The following is a 16416-nucleotide window of genomic DNA, read 5'->3' as shown; positions in this document are numbered from 1 at the left end:
TTCACCGTCGAAGCGCGTCTCACCCCGGGAGGAACGGCCATGGCCTTCACGCACCACCTCGGCGCGACCAGGCTGCTGTACGGCGCCGCCGTCCTGGCGCTGCCATTGGCAGCGGGATGCGCGGGGCAGAACGGCGGGCACGGCGGGCACGCCGCCGCGGACAGGGCGGGCACCCCGGCGAGCCTCGACCAGCTCGCCGACCGCACCGGCTGCACGCTGACCGGCCACCGCAGAGCCGAGGACCTCCAGCAGGGCAACTGCGCGAACTCGCGCGGACGGTACGTCCTGGTGAGCTTCACCACCGACAAGGGGATGGCCGCCTGGATGGCGGAGGCCAAGCCCTGGGGCGGCTCCTACCTGGTCGGGACGCGCTGGGTGGCGGTGGGCACGCCCGCGACGCTCCAGGCGCTCCAGAAGGACCTCGGGGGCCGCATCACGTCCGGCGACACGCACGGCGGCATGCCGGACATGCCCGGCATGAACCACGGCTGACCGGATGCCGCGGTCAAGGCGTCCCGGCTCCGCTGATCAGGAAGGCGCCCCAGCGCTCCAGCGCGGGCCCGGTGCGCGCGAGGACGCGGCGCGCCGCGAGCCCCCGCGCGAAGGTCCCCGGATGCAGGAGGGGACGGCCCGGACCGTCCACGACGACCCGGACGGCCGCCACCGGACGCCCGCCCGCGCACTCGGCGACCACGCCCGACTCCATGTCGGCCACCCGCGCGCCCTGCGCGGCCCAGACGGCCCGCTCCGCGCCGCCCACGACGTGGTCGGTGGTCACCAGCGGCCCGACCTGCACGCTCAGGCCGTCCTTGATCAGCTCCCCGGCCAGCAGGGACACCGCGTGGCAGCGCACCGGGTCGCCGCCGCCCCGGATCTCGTCGGCCACCAGGACGTCGCCGGGGCGCAGCCGCTCGTCGAGCGCGCCGCCGAACCCCATCGTCACCAGCGCCGCCCACGCCGCCGGGAGCCGGTCGGCGCGCCGGGCGCGGTAGCCGACCACCACGACCGGGGTCGCGGCGAGGCCGCGCCGCACCGCGCGGGCCTCCATCCGCAGCCCCGCGCACACCACCGGGCCGACGAGGGCCGGCGGGTAGACGCCTGTACTGGTCACCGCCCCAGCGAAACACGCCGCCGGACGAAGTTCCAGCTCGCGCGCCGACGAGACGCCCTCACCACCAAGTACTACGAACGGACCCCGCAAGTCCCGTCTCCGGGAGGACGGGCGGGCGGGTGGGCGCGTCCTAGACTCGCCGGCATGACCTCCTCCGTACGCCGGAAGCTGGCCGTCCTGCCCCTGATCCTGCTCCCGCTCGGCGCCCTCGCGGCGTGCGACGGCGAGAACACCAAGACCGACTGCAACACGAACTCCTGCACGGTCACCTTCGACCGGGGCGTGGACGCGAGCGCCTCGATCCTCGGCGTGAAGGCCGAGCTGGTGGACGTCAAGGGCGAGAACGTCACCCTCAAGATCGCCGGACAGCGGGTGACGGTCCCGGTGGGCGACGGGCAGCAGTCCGACGGATTCGACGTCTCGGTCCAGTCCGTCACCGACGACCACGTCGTCGTGAAGATCTCCCACAACGGCTGACGGCTCGAACGGGCGCGCCGCACGCGTAGTATTCGTTCATGCGTTCGATTACGGAAGCGGAGCGGCGTGCCCGGCTGGCCCGGCGGCACCGGCTGGCGGCAGCCGACCGCACCGACGACGTCGCCGCGATCGTGCGGTCCCTGGTGGTGCTGCACGCCACCGACCCCGCGACGGTGTTCCTGTCGGTGGCGGCCCGCAGCGCGCGGGCGGTCCCGGCCGACGTCGAGCGGGCCCTCTACGACGACCGCTCCCTGCTGCGCATGCTCGCGATGCGCCGCACGATGTTCGTGGCGCCGGTCGAGCTGGTCCCGGTCCTCCAGGCGTCCACGGCCGACGCGCTTGCCGACAAGCAGCGCCGGACCTACACGCGGTTCCTCGAGAAGGCCGGCGTCGTCGAGGACGCCGACGCGTTCTTCCGGGACGTGGCCGAGAGCGCCCACCGCGCGCTGCTGGCCCGCGGCGAGGCGACCGGCGCGCAGCTCGGCGTCGACGAACCGCGGCTGCGCACGCAGGTCGACCCGGCGCCGGGCAAGTCCTACTCCAAGCCCACGAGCATCACGACGTGGGTGCTGGTCACGCTCGGCTGCGAGGGGCGGATCGTCCGCGGCCGCCCGAACGGCAGCTGGATCAGCAGCCAGTACCGCTGGTCGCCGGTCGAGGCATGGCTGCCCGGCGGCGTCCCCGCCGTCCCGGCCGACGAGGCCGCCACCGCGCTCGCCGAGCGCTGGCTGCGCGCCTTCGGTCCCGCGCCGCTCGACGACCTGCGCTGGTGGACGGGCTGGAGCGCCACCGCCGTCCGCAAGGCCCTCGCCCCCCTCGACGTCGCCGAGGTCGACCTCGGCGGGACGAGCGGCCTCGTCCTCGCCGACGACCTGGAGCCGGTCCCCCCGGCCGAGCCGTGGGCGGCGCTGCTGCCCGCCCTCGACCCGACCCCGATGGGCTGGAAGGAGCGCGGCTGGTTCCTCGGCGGGCACGGCCCGGCCCTGTTCGACCGCAACGGCAACATCGGCCCGTCGCTGTGGTGGGACGGGCGGATCGTCGGCGGCTGGGCGCAGCGCGCGGACGGCGAGATCGTCCTGCGGTTCCTGGAGGACGCCGGCGCCGACGCGCGGACCGCCGCCGAGCGGGAGGCCGGGCGCATGGCCGCCTGGTACGGCGACGTCCGCGCGATCCCGCGCTTCCGCACACCGCTGGAACGCGAGCTCACCGCCTGAACCGGCGGCCCGACCCGATCAGTACGGGTAGTCGAGGGCCTGGTCGCGGCGGCGCCTGGCGTTGTTGCGGCGGATCGCCACGAACACGAACCCGACGACCGCGAACACCATCAGCGGCAGGCCGACGATCAGGGCCATCCCGAGGTAGAAGTCCTGGGTGTCGTCCGGCGTGACCAGCACCCGGCCGCCGGGGCCGTGGCAGATCAGCAGCCCCTGCCCGCTCACCGGCGCCTCGAACGTGGCGGCGTAGGAGTACCCGGCGTTGTCGTTGGCGCTCCAGGAGTTCTTGCGCGTCAGCCTCAGGTCACTGGACGCGCTGCCCTGCTGGACGGCGCAGGCGTAGGGCGCGGACTGGCCGCCGCGGACATACAGGAAGTAGTTGTGGCCCTCCGTCAGGTCCACGGCCACGCCCTGCCTCGGGTCGCCCGACACCGGCGACATGGAGGCGACGCCGGGATCGTTCACCGCGAGGCCCGCCATGAGGCCGATCGAGAGCACGGCGGCGACGAGGAATGCGACCGGCAGCGCGTACCAGCCCGCGCTCGGCTTGATCGGCGGCGGCGCCCACGCGGGGCCCAGGGGGAGCGGCCCCCCGGGCGGCGGTCCCATCGGTGGATTCGCCCCGGGCCACATCGTCGCACTCCCTCTAGCCGTGTTCTGATCGCCACGATCCCAGACAAACCGGCGGCCCGCCAGCGACTCCCCCGGAGCCGTTCAGCGGACGGGGTGCCCCGCGGCGCCGAGCGCCCCCTTGACCTCGGGGATCGTCAGCTCGCCGAAGTGGAAGACGCTCGCGGCGAGGACCGCGTCGGCGCCCGCGTCGACGGCGGGCGCGAAGTCCGCGAGCGCGCCCGCGCCGCCGCTGGCGATGACCGGCACCGAGACCGCCGCGCGGACCAGCGCCAGCATCTCCAGGTCGAAGCCCTCCTTGGTGCCGTCGGCGTCCATCGAGTTCAGCAGGATCTCCCCGACGCCGAGGTCCTGGCCGCGCCGGGCCCAGCCGACCGCGTCGATGCCGGTGCCCTCGCGCCCGCCGTGGGTGGTGACCTCGAACCCGGACGCGGTGCCCGCCGCGCGCCGCGCGTCCACCGACAGCACCACGCACTGCGACCCGAACCGGAGCGCGGCCTCGCGCAGGAACTCCGGCCGCGCGATCGCGGCGGTGTTCACCGACACCTTGTCGGCGCCCGCGCGCAGCAGCCGGTCGACGTCCTCGACGGTGCGGACGCCGCCGCCGACCGTCAGCGGAATGAACACCTGCTCGGCCGTGCGCCGCACGACCTCGTAGGTGGTGGACCGGTCGCCGCTGGAGGCCGTGATGTCGAGGAACGTCAGCTCGTCGGCGCCCTCGGCGTCGTAGCGGCGGGCCAGCTCGACCGGGTCGCCCGCGTCCCGCAGGTTCTGGAAGTTGACGCCCTTGACCACGCGCCCCGCGTCGACGTCCAGGCACGGGATCACCCGTACGGCCACGCTCACCTGACGGCCTCCAGGGCCTCTTCCAGCGTGAACGCGCCCGCGTACAGGGCCTTGCCGACGATCGCGCCCTCCACGCCGTCCGGGACGAGTCCGGCGATCGCCCGCAGGTCGTCCAGCGACGAGACGCCCCCGGACGCGACGACCGGCTTGTCGGTGCGCGCGCACACCTCGCGCAGCAGGTCGGTGTTGGGGCCGCGCAGGGTGCCGTCCTTGGTGACGTCGGTGACGACGTAGCGGGGGCAGCCGTCCTCCTCCAGGCGGGCGAGGACCTCCCACAGGTCGCCGCCCTCGCGGGTCCAGCCGCGCGCGGCGAGCGTCGTGCCGCGCACGTCCAGGCCCACCGCGATCCGGTCGCCGTGCGAGGCGATGATCTTCCGGCACCAGGCGGGGTCCTCCAGCGCGGCGGTGCCGATGTTGACGCGGGCGCAGCCGGTCGCGAGCGCCGCCTCCAGCGAGGCGTCGTCGCGGATGCCGCCCGACAGCTCGACCTTCACGTCCAGCCGGCCGGTGACCTCGGCGAGCAGGTCGCGGTTGGAGCCGCGGCCGAACGCGGCGTCCAGGTCGACGAGATGGATCCACTCCGCCCCCGCCCGCTGCCACGCCAGCGCGGCGTCGAGCGGCGCGCCGTAGGACGTCTCGGAGCCGGCCTCGCCCTGCACCAGGCGGACCGCCTGGCCGTCGGCGACGTCGACCGCGGGAAGAAGCGTCAAAGTCATGCGGAAACCCTATCGAGGCGGAGTGGATCGATGATCTGTATCCGGGAGGTGCTCAGGCGAGCGTGGACAGCCAGTTGCGCAGGAGCGCGGCGCCCGCGTCGCCCGACTTCTCGGGATGGAACTGGGTGGCGCACAGCGGGCCGTTCTCGACGGCGGCGACGAACCGGTCGCCGTGCTCGGCCCAGGTGACCAGCGGCGGCTCCAGATGCCCGGTCGGGTCGGGCTCCAGCTCCCAGCGGCGCGCGGCGTAGGAGTGCACGAAGTAGAACCGCGTGCCCGGGTCGATCCCCGCGAACAGGGTCGAGCCGGACGGCGCGTCCACCGTGCTCCAGCCCATGTGCGGGACCACCGGGGCCTCCAGCCGGTCCACCGTGCCGGGCCACTCGTCGCAGCCCTCGGTGGTGACGCCGTGCTCGATGCCCTTGGTGAACAGGATCTGCATGCCGACGCAGATGCCGAGGACGGGCCGCCCGCCCGCGAGGCGCCGGCCGATGATCTGCTCCCCGCGCACCGAGCGCAGGCCCGCCATGCACGCGGCGAACGCGCCGACGCCGGGGACGACGAGCCCGTCGGCGGCGAGCGCGGTGTCCCAGTCGGCGGTGACCGTCACCTCCGTCCCGGCCCCGGCGGCGCGGGCGACGGCGCGCTCGGCCGAGCGCAGGTTCCCCGAGCCGTAGTCCAGGACCGCGACCTTCTTCACAGCCACAGCACTCCCCCGGCGACCGCGAGCCCGGCCAGTACCAGCACGACCAGCGCCGCGATCTTCAGCCCCTGCTTGACGAAGCTGTAGACGCCCGCGAGCAGGAAAGCCGCGACCGCGAACACCACGACGTTGCCGTAGGTGAACTCCACCCCGCCGATCTCCACGGCTACAGCGCCCCCTTGGTGGACGGCACGCCGTGCACCTTCGGGTCGAGCGCGACCGCGTCGCGCAGCGCGCGGGCGAGGGCCTTGAACTGCGCCTCGACGATGTGGTGGGCGTTGCGCCCGTAGGGGACGTGGACGTGCAGCGCGACCCGGGCGTGCGAGACGAACGACTCGAGCACGTGCCGGGTCATCGTCGTGTCGTACTCGGGGCCGATCATCGGGGCCATGCCCGCGGGCTCGGAGTGCACGAGGTAGGGGCGGCCCGACACGTCGACGGTGACCTGGGCGAGCGCCTCGTCCAGCGGGATCGACGCGTCGGCGAAGCGGTGGATCCCGGCCTTGTCGCCGAGCGCCTCGGCGAAGGCCTGGCCGAGCGCGATCGCGGTGTCCTCGATCGTGTGGTGGCTGTCGATGTGCAGGTCGCCGGTGGTCTTGACGGTCAGGTCGAACGATCCGTGCTTGCCGAGCTGGGCCAGCATGTGGTCGAAGAACCCCACGCCGGTCGCCACGTCGACCCGTCCGGTGCCGTCCAGGTCGATCTCGACGAGGACGCGGGTCTCGCTGGTGCCGCGTTCGACCCGTCCCTTGCGCGTCACGAACTCTCCTCCAGTGCTTGCGAATCACTCATGGCGGCGCTCAGCGCGCCGCGGAACGCGGCCATCTCCGCCGGGGTCCCGACGCTGACCCGCAGCCATTCCGGGGGGCCCACCTCGCGGATCAGGACGCCGCGTGCCAGCATGCCCTCCCAGACCGCGCGACGGTCGGGGAACGTCCCGAACAGGACGAAGTTGGCGTCGGAGTCGGCGACCCGCAGCCCCTGCCCGCGCAGCCACGCGACGGTCGCGTCGCGCTCGCCGCGCAGCGCCTCGACGCCGCCGAGCAGTTCCTCGCCGTGCGCGAGGGCCGTGCGGGCGACCGCCTGGGTCACCGCCGACAGGTGGTAGGGCAGCCGGACGAGCAGCAGCGCGTCGATCACGGCCGGGTGGGCGGCGAGGTAGCCGAGGCGGGTCCCGGCCATCGCGAACGCCTTCGACATCGTCCGCGTGACGATCAGCCGCGGGTGCTCCTCCAGCAGCGTCAGCGCGGACGGGGTGCCGGCGCGGCGGAACTCCGCGTACGCCTCGTCCACGACGACCATGCCGGGCGCGGCCCTCAGGACGGCCTCGATAGCCTCCAGCGGCAGCGCGGTTCCGGTCGGGTTGTTCGGCGAGGTGAGGAACACGACGTCGGGCCGGTGCTCGCGCACGGCGGCGACCGCGCGGGCCGGGTCGAGGCCGAAGTCCTCGTCACGGGAGGCGTCCACCCAGCGGGTCCCCGACACACCGGTGATGATCGGGTGCATCGAGTAGGACGGCTCGAAGCCGAGCGCGGTACGGCCCGCGCCGCCGAACGCCTGGAGGATCTGCTGGATGATCTCGTTGGAGCCGTTCGCGGCCCACACCCGGCGGCCGGTGAGGCCCGCGCCCGGGGTGTCGGCGTTCAGGAACGCCGCGAGGTCGTCGCGCAGCGCGGTCGCGTCGCGGTCGGGATAGCGGTTGAGGGTCCCGGCGACGTCCATGACGGCCTCGCCGAGCGCCTTCACCAGCCGCTCGGACGGCGGGTAGGGGTTCTCGTTGGTGTTCAGCGCGTACGGCACGTCCAGCTGCGGGGCGCCGTAGGGCTCCCGGCCGCGCAGGTCGTCGCGGATCGGCAGGTCGTCCAGCGAGGTCACGAGGGGACCTCCCAGTCGAACCGGGCCTTCAGCGCGGCGCCGTGGGCGGGCAGGTCCTCGGCCTCGGCGAGCGCGACGACGCGCCCGGTGGCCTCCGCGAGCGCGTCCCGGTCGTACTCGACGACGTGGACGCCGCGCAGGAACGACTGCACCGACAGCCCCGAGGAGTGGCAGGCGCAGCCGCCTGTCGGCAGCACGTGGTTCGACCCGGCGAGGTAGTCGCCGAGCGACACCGGCGCGTACCGTCCGACGAAGACCGCCCCGGCGTTGCGGACGCGCGCGGCGACCGCCGCCGCGTCGGCGGTGTGGATCTCCAGGTGCTCGGCGGCGTAGGCGTCCACGACGCTCAGCCCGGCCTCGACCGAGTCGACCAGGACGATCCCGGACTGCCGCCCGGCGAGCGCCTCGGTGATCCGCTCGGTGTGCCGGGTGCGCGCGACCTGCGCCTTCAGCTCGGTCTCGACCTCGTCCGCGAGCCGCGGCGAGTCGGTGACGAGGACGGCGGCGGCGAGCACGTCGTGCTCGGCCTGGCTGATCAGGTCGGCGGCGACCTCCACCGGGTCGGCGGTGCCGTCGGCGAGGATCGCGATCTCGGTCGGGCCCGCCTCGGCGTCGATGCCGATCACGCCCTTGAGCAGCCGCTTGGCGGCGGCGACATAGACGTTGCCGGGCCCGGTGACGAGGTCGGCGCGGGGGCAGTCGGCGGTGCCGTAGGCGAACATCGCGACCGCCTGCGCGCCGCCGACGGCGTGCACCTCCTCGACCCCGAGCAGCGCGCAGGCCGCGAGGATCGCCGGGTGCGGCAGCCCCCCGAACTCCTTCTGCGGGGGCGAGGCGACCGCGAGCGACCCGACACCCGCCTCCTGGGCGGGCACGACGTTCATGACCACGCTGGACGGGTACACCGCCTGGCCGCCCGGCACGTACAGCCCGACCCGCCCGACCGGGATCCACCGCTCGGTGACCGTGCCGCCCGGCACGACCTGCGTGGTGACCTCGGCGCGGCGCTGCGCGCGGTGCACGGCGCGGGCGCGGCGGATGCTCTCCTCCAGCGCGTCGCGGACGGCCGGGTCGAGCCCGGCGAGGGCCCGGTGGACCTCCTCGACCGGGACGCGGCTGCTCTCCCGGTCGACCCCGTCGAACGCCCTGGTGTGCTCCCGGACCGCCGCCGCGCCGCGATGGCGCACGTCCGCGCAGATGGGCCGCACCTTGTCCAGGGCGGCCTCGACGTCGAGTTCGGCGCGGGGCAGCACGGAGCGCAGGTCGCCCGGAAGGGGACCGCGCAGGTCGATACGGGAAATCACCCGCCCAGTCTACGGAGTGCGCACGGGTCACCGGCGCATCGCCCGTACAGCGTCTCACGTGCCGAGACGCCCCTGAAGATCAGATCCGCAGCGTCCCGTCCAGGACGGTGACGGCGGTGCCGGTGAGGACCACCCGGTCCCCGCGCAGTTCGGTCCGGACGTGGCCGCCGCGCTCGGACGCCTGGTAGCCGGTCAGGGCGGTGCGGCCGAGCCGTCCGGCCCAGAACGGGGCGAGCGTGCAGTGCGCCGACCCGGTCACCGGGTCCTCGCCGTCGCCGGGCAGCACCCGCACGGCGAACACCCGGGAGACGAAGTCGTACTCCCCCTCCGCCGACTCGGCGGCGGCCGTGGCGATCACGGCGCGGACGTCGACGCGGGCGAGCTCGGCGACCTCGACGGCCAGGCTCCGCACCGTCGCCTCGTCGGCGATCTCGACGAGCAGGTCGTTCTGGGCGGTCCGGCCCGTCCACAGCAGCGGGACGCCGAGCCCCGCCGCGAGGCCCTCCGGCGGCTCCACCGGCGCGGCGGGGACGGCGGGGAAGTCCATCGACAGCGACCCGCCGGCGGCGGGGGCGACGGTGAGCACGCCGCTGCCGAGCGTCCGGAACCGGATCGGGCGGCCCGGGTCGACGGTCCCGGTGTCGTAGAGGACGTGGGCGCTCGCCAGCGTCGCGTGCCCGCACAGCGCGACCTCGACGAGCGGCGTGAACCAGCGCAGCTCGTAGTCGGCGTCCGCGTCCGGCAGGGGGCGGACGAACGCGGTCTCCGAGTGCTTCATCTCGGCGGCGACCCGCTGCATCCAGCCCGCGTCGGCGGCGTCCTGGAGCAGGCACACCCCGGCGGGGTTGCCGGCGAACGGGCGCGCGGTGAAGGCGTCCACGACGAGCATGCGCATGATCGTGACGCTACCCGCCACCGCGCGCCGGGCCGCAGGGCCAATCGGCGGAAAGTGGCCCGCCGCTTCAAATTGTGAGAATTCCACAATGGGGCGATCACCGGTCCCGGCGTACGCTGGCGCACGGGGCGCCGTGCCGGAGGCGTCCCGCGAGCGTGGGAGAACCCTGTGACCGAGCGGCTCGCCCTGTTCCCGCTGGGCACCGTCCTGTTCCCGGGGCTGGTGCTGCCGCTGCGCCTGTTCGAGGGGCGCTACCGCCTGCTGATCGCCGACCTGCTGGAGCGGCCCGAGCCGCGCCGGTTCGGCGTCGTCGGCATCGAGCTCGGCCACGAGGTCGGCGACGACGGCGCCCGGCGCCTGGCGGAGGTCGGCTGCGTCGCCGAGGTGCGCGAGGTGGCGCCCCGCCCGGACGGCCGGTACGACATCGTGACCACCGGGACCCGCCGGTTCCGGCTGAAGGGCCTGGACCGGTCCCGCCCCTACCTCCAGGGCGAGGTGGAGTTCCTGCCCGAGGAGCCCGGCAGCGCGCCCGAGGCGGCCGCGCGCCGCGTCCGGCGGCTGTTCCGGCTGTACCGGGAGCGGCTGCGCGCGGTGGGGATCGCGCCCGGCGGCGACCCGGACGGCCCCGAGCTGCCGGACGACCCGGTCCGGCTGTCCTACGTCGTCGCCGCCTCGCTCGTCCTGGACGGGCACGAGAAGCAGCGGCTGCTGGAGGCCGAGGACGCCGCGCACCGGCTCGCGGCCGAACGCGAGCTGCTCTCCCGCGAGAACCGCATCATGGACGCGCTGCCGACGATCCCGGCGGGCCAGTTCCTCGACGGCTCGTTCAACCCCAACTGAGCGGGGCGGGCAGACTGTCCCGCATGAGCGCTGCCAAAGCCAAGGGGGCCAAGGGGACACCGGCCACCCTCGCCGCCGCCAAGGCCGGGATCGAGTTCACGCTGCACGCCTTCGACGCCGACCCGGACGCCGCGTCCTACGGGCAGGCCGCCGCCGACGCCCTCGGCCTGCCGCCCGAACGCGTCTTCAAGACCCTGCTCACCGAAGTGGACGGGCGGCTCACCGTCGGCATCGTGCCGGTTTCGGCCACGCTGGACCTGAAGGCGTTCGCCGCCGCCGCGGGCGGGAAGAAGGCGCGGATGGCCGACCCGGCCGACGCCGAGCGCGCCACCGGGTACGTCGTCGGCGGGATCAGCCCGCTCGGCCAGCGCCGCAGGCTGCCGACCGTGCTGGACGCGTCAGCCTCAGCGTTCGGGACCCTCTACGTCTCCGCCGGACGGCGCGGACTGGAGATCGAGCTCTCCCCCGCCGACCTCGTCCGCCTCACCGGCGCCGTGCTCGCCGCCATCGCCCGCGGGTAGCCGCCGGAACACCAACTCCAGCAGCCCGTAGGCGGCGACCGCGAGCACCGGCCAGAACACCAGCACGCCCTTGGCGCGCAGGTCGGCGACGCCGTCGACGAGAGTGCCGTCGCGGCCGCGGCGGACCGCGTCGTGGTAGCCGTCCAGACCGATCATGTGGCCGGTCCGCCACGCGAGCACCGACGCCGCCACACCGCCCGCGACCAGCCCGAGCAGCAGCGCGACGTCGTCGAACCGGCGGCCCGCCGCGTACGCGGCGGCGCCGCAGCAGAGCCCGGCGACGAGCGCGATCAGCGCGAACCGGACGTCGACGCCGATCGGGCCCTGCCCCTCGGGATCGGCGAGCAGCGGCTCGCCCTGCACGATCACGTACCGCACCGTCGGGACGGTCTTCGCCCACAGCAGCCCGAGGGGCGGCCCGAGCAGCGCCACGACGGCGGTGGTGGCGACCCAGGTCGCCAAGAGCCTCCCGGCCGGTCGCCGCACCTCGTACGCTCCTTGGTGGAAGTGTCGTCTGACAGCGAAAGCCTAGCCTGCCCGCGTCGGCCGGATCGACCGTCACAAGGTGCCCGATTCCCGCCCACAGCCGCCTCGATCACTGGGATAATGTGCCCGACATGTCCGGATTCAGTCCCGCGTTCGAACGCCTCGGCGCCGCCCTGGCGGCCGTCGTCCTGCAACGGCAGGAGACGCTCGCCGAGTTCCTCCCGCGCGAGGACTGGAGCGCCGACCTCACCGCCCGCACCTACGCCAGCGGCGGCGTCACCGTCCGTGTCTCGCTGCTCGGCAGCTACGCCGCCCGCGAGCGCACCTGGCTCTGGGGCTGGGCCAACCCCCAGTTCGGCCCCGACCACCCCGCCGTCGCCCCGACACTGATCATCCGGACCCTCGGCGAGCGCCTCGGCGTCACCGAGTTCACCACCCCCGAGGTCGACCTGTCCTGGTACGAGGGCCCCGCCGGGCACGGGGGCGAACTCGTCGCGATGGCCGCCGGCGGCGTCCTCGGCGGCGCCGGCTACATCGGCGCCGGCTACGACGGCGGCTCCGCCTACCTCCACGTGGACGACCCGCAGGCCCCGCCCGCCGGCTGGGACCCCGTCCCCGTCCCGCGCCTGCTGTCGAACGCCGCGAGCCTGTTCCCGCACGAGCCCCGCCTCACGCTGGCCGGGCTCCTGTCCCACCACCGCGTCCCCTACCGCCAGACGGACGTCCTCACCGAACTCCACCCCCCCGAAGGCGGCACCACCCGGGCCCACTTCGACAACCTCGGCCGCTTCATCCACTGGGAAGCTGTGCCTATGGCAGTGCCCTTGGCGTCAGGCGCATAGAGCGCCTTCCTTCGGCGGACACTGCGGCGATCGCTGGCATCGCTCCGGACTCGCCTGGCGGCTCGCTGTGCTTATTGCAGTGCCCTCGGCGTCAGGCGCTAGAGCGCCCTCCTTCAACGGACACCGCGGCGATCGCTGGCATCGCTCCGGACTCGCCTGGCGGCTCGCTGCGCGATCAGATTCTTGCTTCGCTCGAATCTGCCTTCGGACGCGATCGCGACGTTTCGGTTGTCGCGGGCTGGGCTTACCACTGGTGCGGGCCGGGCAGGTGCGCCTGACCGGCCCGTGAGGACGAGGTCAGCCGAGGCAGGAGGGGCCTAGGAGTTGTTTGAGGTCGCCCATCAGGGCGGGGGACGGGGCCACGCGCAGGCGGTCGTCCAGGCGGACGACCGTGGTGCGCGGGCCGTTCTGTAGGTGCAGGTGCACCTCCGCCGTGCCCGGGTAGGTGATCAGCACCTCCTTGAGGCGCGTGACCGTCGGCGGGATGCAGCGGCTCAGCGGGAGCGTCACCGACAGCGGGCCGGTCGCGTCGGTGATCGTCAGGTCGGGCTGGACGACCTCCATGGCGATGATCTTCGCGACGTCCTCGCGGCGGTCCAGCCGGCCCTTGACGACGAGGATCGCGTCCTCGGCGAGGAGGGTCGAGCAGAGCTGGTAGGACGAGGGGAAGCACATGACCTCGATGGAGCCGCCCAGGTCCTCCAGCTGGAACATGGCCCAGGAGTTGCCCTGCTTGGTGACCTTGCGCTGCAGGCCCGACAGCAGCCCGGCGACGATCACGACCTGGCCGTCGGGGCGCTCGCCCTCGTTCAGGACGGCGATCGTGCAGTCGGCCTCGCGCTCCAGGATGTGCTCGACGCCGAGGAGCGGGTGGTCGGAGACGTACAGGCCGAGCATCTCCCGCTCGAAGGCGAGCAGGGTGGTCTTGTCCCACTCCTCGCTGTCGGGGATCACGACGGCGAAGGCGTCCTCGGCGTCGTCGTCCTCCAGCGCGCCGAACAGGGAGTCCTGGCCGATGGCCTCCTTGCGCTTGATGTCGATGACCGAGTCGATCGCCTGCTCGTGCACCATCAGCAGCGCCTTGCGGCGGTGGCCGAGCTCGTCGAAGGCGCCCGCCTTGATCAGCGACTCCACGACCCGCTTGTTGCAGACGATCGGCGGGACCTTGCTCAGGAAGTCGTTGAAGTCGGCGTAGGCGCCCTTCTCGCGGCGGGCCGCGACGATGCCGTCCACGACGTTCGTGCCGACGTTGCGGACGGCCGACAGCCCGAACCGGATCTCGGTGTCGCCGAGCGGGGTGAAGTCGGCCTCGGAGGTGTTGACGTCCGGCGGCAGGACCTTCAGCCCCATCCGGCGGCACTCCGACAGGTAGAGGGCGCTCTTGTCCTTGTCGTCACCGACGGAGGTCAGCAGGCCCGCCATGTACTCGGCCGGGTAGTTGGCCTTCAGGTAGGCCGTCCAGTAGGAGACCAGCCCGTAGGCGGCCGAGTGCGCCTTGTTGAAGGCGTAGTCGGAGAACGGGACGAGGATGTCCCACAGCGTCTTCACGGCCTCCTTGGAGAAGCCGTTGTCGATCATGCCCTGCTCGAACCCGACGAACTGGGCGTCCAGCTCGGCCTTCTTCTTCTTGCCCATGACGCGGCGGAGCAGGTCCGCCTTGCCGAGCGTGTAGCCCGCCACCTTCTGCGCGATCGCCATGACCTGCTCCTGGTAGACGATCAGGCCGTAGGTCGTGTCGAGGATCTCGCGGAGCGGCTCCTCCAGCTCGGGGTGGATCGGGGTGATCTCCTGCTGGCCGTTCTTGCGGAGCGCGTAGTTGGTGTGGGAGTTCGCGCCCATCGGTCCCGGCCGGTACAGGGCGCCGACGGCGGAGATGTCCTCGAAGTTGTCGGGCTTCATCAGCCGCAGCAGCGAGCGCATCGGGCCGCCGTCGAACTGGAACACGCCGAGCGTGTCGCCGCGCGCGAGCAGGTCGTAGGTCGGCTGGTCGTCCAGCGGCAGCGACAGCAGGTCGACGTCCACGCCCTTGTTCTTCTTGATGCCCTTCAGCGCGTCGTCGATGATCGTCAGGTTGCGCAGGCCGAGGAAGTCCATCTTCAGCAGGCCGAGCGTCTCGCAGGTCGGGTAGTCGAACTGCGTGATGATCGCGCCGTCGGCGTCCCGGCGCATGATCGGGACGTGGTCGGTGATCGTCTCACCGGACATGATGATCCCGGCGGCGTGCACGCCGGTCTGCCGGATCAGCCCCTCCAGACCCTGCGCCAGGTCCATGATCTGCTTGACGTCGGTCTCTTCCTCGTACAGCTTGCGCAGCTCGCCCGCCTCGCCGTGGCGCGGGTGCTTGTCGTCGAAGATGCCGGAGAGCGGGATGTCCTTGCCCATGACGGCGGGCGGGAACGCCTTGGAGATCCGGTCGCCGAGCGCGTAGGGGAAGCCGAGGACGCGGCCCGCGTCCTTGATGGCGGCCTTCGCCTTGATGGTGCCGAACGTGGCGATGAAGGAGACCTTGTCCGCGCCCCACTTCTCGGTGGTGTAGCGGATGACCTCCGCCCGCCGGTCTTCAGGGAAGTCGATGTCGATGTCGGGCATGGACGCGCGCTCGGGGTTCAGGAACCGCTCGAAGATCAGCCCGTGCGGGATCGGGTCGAGGTCGGTGATGCCCATCGCGTAGGCGATCAGCGAGCCCGCCGCGCTGCCGCGTCCCGGGCCGACCAGGATGCCGTTCTCCTTCGCCCACATGATGAAGTCCGCGACGACGAGGAAGTAGGACGGGTAGCCCTTGCCGAGGATGACGCCCATCTCGTACTCGGCCTGCTCCTTGTACCCGTCGGGCAGCCCGTCGGGGAAGCGGCGCTCCAGGCCCTTCCAGACCTCCTTGCGGAACCAGCTCTCCTCCGTCTCGCCCTCGGGGACGGGGAAGCGCGGGCTGAGGTCGCGGTACTCGAACATGCCCGTGGGGTCGACCCGCTCGGCGATCAGCAGCGTGTTCTTGCAGCCCTCGAGCCAGATGTCGGACGAGTCGATCGACCGCATCTCGTCGGCGGTCTTGATGTAGTAGCCGCTGCCGTCGAACCGGAACCGGTCGGGGTCGGCGAGCTGCTTGCCCACCTGCACGCACAGCAGCGCGTCGTGCGCCGTCGACTCCGACTCGTGGGTGTAGTGCGAGTCGTTGGTCACCACCGGCTTGATGTTCAGCTTCTTGCCGATGTCGATCAGGCCCTGCCGGACGCGGCGCTCGATGTCGAGGCCGTGGTCCATCAGCTCCAGGAAGTAGTTGTCCTTGCCGAGGATCTCCTGGAAGGTCGCGGCGGCCTTCAGCGCCTCGTCGAACTGGCCGAGCCGCAGCCGCGTCTGCACCTTCCCCGACGGGCAGCCGGTCGTCGCCATCAGCCCGTCGGCGTGCTCGGCGAGCAGCTCCTCGTCCATACGCGCGTACTTGAAGACGAAGCCCTCGGTGTAGGCGCGGCTGGACAGCTTGAACAGGTTGTGCAGGCCCGTCCGGTTGCGCGCCCACAGCGTCTTGTGGTTGATCAGCCCGCCGCCGGAGACGTCGTCGCGCTTCTGGCTCGGCTCGCCCCAGTGGACCTTCTTCTTGTGGTAGCGGGACTCCGGCGCCATGTACGCCTCGATCCCGATGATCGGCGTCACCCCGGCCGCCGTCGCCTGCTTGTGGAAGTCGTAGGCGCCGTGCATGTTGCCGTGGTCGGTCATGGCGATCGCCGGCATCTTCTGCCGCCCGACCTCCTCGAACATCTGCTTCAACCGGGCCGCTCCGTCGAGCATGGAGTACTCCGTATGGACATGCAGATGAACGAACGACTCCGCCACGCCTGGGCCTCCTGGTGTGCTCGTCGACATGCGAACGCCCACGTACGGATTCGCACGTGTTCGTCGCCATCGGTCCCGGGGGAAGATCGCCACTCCGGGAGGGCCCCCGGAACGACGCGGTGCTGAGA

Annotated in this window: 18 protein-coding genes; 6 read left to right on the top strand and 12 right to left on the bottom strand. The window is 72.9% G+C overall.

Annotation, left to right across the window (positions count from 1 at the left end; genetic code table 11):
• The first annotated feature begins 39 nt into the window (after positions 1-39).
• Positions 40-492, top strand: coding sequence for a hypothetical protein (locus tag K2F47_RS07760; RefSeq protein WP_242902071.1), 453 nt, complete (start codon positions 40-42; stop codon positions 490-492).
• A gap of 13 nt (positions 493-505) precedes the next feature.
• Here K2F47_RS07760 and K2F47_RS07755 read toward each other — a convergent pair whose 3' ends face one another.
• A complete protein-coding gene (locus tag K2F47_RS07755) occupies positions 506-1111 on the bottom strand; it encodes a phosphorylase family protein (protein ID WP_242902070.1) in 606 nt (201 codons plus the stop codon).
• Positions 1112-1255: 144 nt separating this feature from the next.
• Between K2F47_RS07755 and K2F47_RS07750 the strand changes: the two genes are divergently transcribed.
• Together K2F47_RS07750 and K2F47_RS07745 are read left to right on the top strand one after the other, a co-directional pair.
• On the top strand, positions 1256-1588 hold the full coding sequence (locus tag K2F47_RS07750) for a hypothetical protein (protein WP_242902069.1): 333 nt from the start codon (positions 1256-1258) through the stop codon (positions 1586-1588).
• Positions 1589-1626: 38 nt separating this feature from the next.
• Positions 1627-2802, top strand: a complete 1176-nt coding sequence (locus K2F47_RS07745; RefSeq protein ID WP_242902068.1) for a winged helix DNA-binding domain-containing protein — start codon at positions 1627-1629, stop codon at positions 2800-2802.
• Positions 2803-2820: 18 nt separating this feature from the next.
• Here the strand turns inward: K2F47_RS07745 and K2F47_RS07740 are convergent, their stop codons facing one another.
• The 9 genes from K2F47_RS07740 to K2F47_RS07700 all read right to left on the bottom strand — a co-directional run bounded on the left by K2F47_RS07740 (position 2821) and on the right by K2F47_RS07700 (position 9771).
• Positions 2821-3411: a hypothetical protein gene (locus K2F47_RS07740; RefSeq protein WP_242902067.1), complete on the bottom strand. Its 591-nt coding sequence runs from the start codon at positions 3409-3411 to the stop codon at positions 2821-2823.
• Positions 3412-3516: 105 nt separating this feature from the next.
• Positions 3517-4278: an imidazole glycerol phosphate synthase subunit HisF gene (gene hisF / locus K2F47_RS07735; RefSeq protein ID WP_242902066.1), complete on the bottom strand. Its 762-nt coding sequence runs from the start codon at positions 4276-4278 to the stop codon at positions 3517-3519.
• Positions 4275-4994: a bifunctional 1-(5-phosphoribosyl)-5-((5-phosphoribosylamino)methylideneamino)imidazole-4-carboxamide isomerase/phosphoribosylanthranilate isomerase PriA gene (gene priA / locus K2F47_RS07730; RefSeq protein ID WP_242902065.1), complete on the bottom strand. Its 720-nt coding sequence runs from the start codon at positions 4992-4994 to the stop codon at positions 4275-4277. Before priA ends, hisF begins: the two co-directional genes overlap by 4 nt.
• Before the next feature lie 52 nt (positions 4995-5046).
• Entirely contained in the window at positions 5047-5694 is a 648-nt protein-coding gene (gene hisH, locus K2F47_RS07725) for an imidazole glycerol phosphate synthase subunit HisH (protein WP_242902602.1), read from the bottom strand.
• The gene (locus K2F47_RS07720) at positions 5691-5861 is read right to left on the bottom strand and encodes a CG2302 family histidine operon protein (RefSeq protein WP_242902064.1); all 171 of its coding nucleotides are present in this window, start codon (positions 5859-5861) and stop codon (positions 5691-5693) included. Before K2F47_RS07720 ends, hisH begins: the two co-directional genes overlap by 4 nt.
• 2 nt (positions 5862-5863) lie before the next feature.
• Entirely contained in the window at positions 5864-6457 is a 594-nt protein-coding gene (gene hisB / locus K2F47_RS07715; protein WP_242902063.1) for an imidazoleglycerol-phosphate dehydratase HisB, read from the bottom strand.
• A complete protein-coding gene (locus tag K2F47_RS07710) occupies positions 6454-7572 on the bottom strand; it encodes a histidinol-phosphate transaminase (RefSeq protein WP_242902062.1) in 1119 nt (372 codons plus the stop codon). Before K2F47_RS07710 ends, hisB begins: the two co-directional genes overlap by 4 nt.
• The gene (hisD, locus tag K2F47_RS07705; protein WP_242902061.1) at positions 7569-8876 is read right to left on the bottom strand and encodes a histidinol dehydrogenase; all 1308 of its coding nucleotides are present in this window, start codon (positions 8874-8876) and stop codon (positions 7569-7571) included. The genes K2F47_RS07710 and hisD overlap by 4 nt, the downstream gene beginning before the upstream one ends.
• A gap of 79 nt (positions 8877-8955) precedes the next feature.
• The gene (locus tag K2F47_RS07700) at positions 8956-9771 is read right to left on the bottom strand and encodes a PhzF family phenazine biosynthesis protein (RefSeq protein WP_242902060.1); all 816 of its coding nucleotides are present in this window, start codon (positions 9769-9771) and stop codon (positions 8956-8958) included.
• Positions 9772-9939: 168 nt separating this feature from the next.
• Between K2F47_RS07700 and K2F47_RS07695 the strand changes: the two genes are divergently transcribed.
• Both K2F47_RS07695 and ybaK read left to right on the top strand, forming a co-directional pair.
• Positions 9940-10611 (top strand): LON peptidase substrate-binding domain-containing protein, encoded by a 672-nt coding sequence (locus K2F47_RS07695; RefSeq protein ID WP_242902059.1) that lies wholly within the window; start codon positions 9940-9942, stop codon positions 10609-10611.
• A gap of 23 nt (positions 10612-10634) precedes the next feature.
• A complete protein-coding gene (gene ybaK, locus K2F47_RS07690; protein WP_242902058.1) occupies positions 10635-11132 on the top strand; it encodes a Cys-tRNA(Pro) deacylase in 498 nt (165 codons plus the stop codon).
• On the opposite strand, the gene K2F47_RS07685 is transcribed toward ybaK, so the two are convergent.
• Positions 11016-11618, bottom strand: coding sequence for a hypothetical protein (locus tag K2F47_RS07685; protein WP_242902057.1), 603 nt, complete (start codon positions 11616-11618; stop codon positions 11016-11018). The two genes, ybaK and K2F47_RS07685, sit on opposite strands and share 117 nt — an antisense overlap.
• A 131-nt stretch (positions 11619-11749) precedes the next feature.
• Here K2F47_RS07685 and K2F47_RS07680 point away from each other — a divergent pair, with 131 nt between their 5' ends.
• Positions 11750-12460, top strand: a complete 711-nt coding sequence (locus K2F47_RS07680) for a DUF6882 domain-containing protein (protein WP_242902056.1) — start codon at positions 11750-11752, stop codon at positions 12458-12460.
• A gap of 297 nt (positions 12461-12757) precedes the next feature.
• On the opposite strand, the gene dnaE is transcribed toward K2F47_RS07680, so the two are convergent.
• Positions 12758-16288 (bottom strand): DNA polymerase III subunit alpha, encoded by a 3531-nt coding sequence (gene dnaE, locus K2F47_RS07675; RefSeq protein ID WP_242902055.1) that lies wholly within the window; start codon positions 16286-16288, stop codon positions 12758-12760.
• Positions 16289-16416 lie beyond the last annotated feature (128 nt).

Origin of the sequence: Actinomadura terrae, assembly GCF_022751215.1 — a bacterium.
Taxonomy (GTDB): Bacteria; Actinomycetota; Actinomycetes; order Streptosporangiales; family Streptosporangiaceae; genus Spirillospora; species Spirillospora terrae.
Note: the sequence above shows the minus strand (reverse complement) of the source record. Positions and strands in the feature narration are given on the sequence as shown.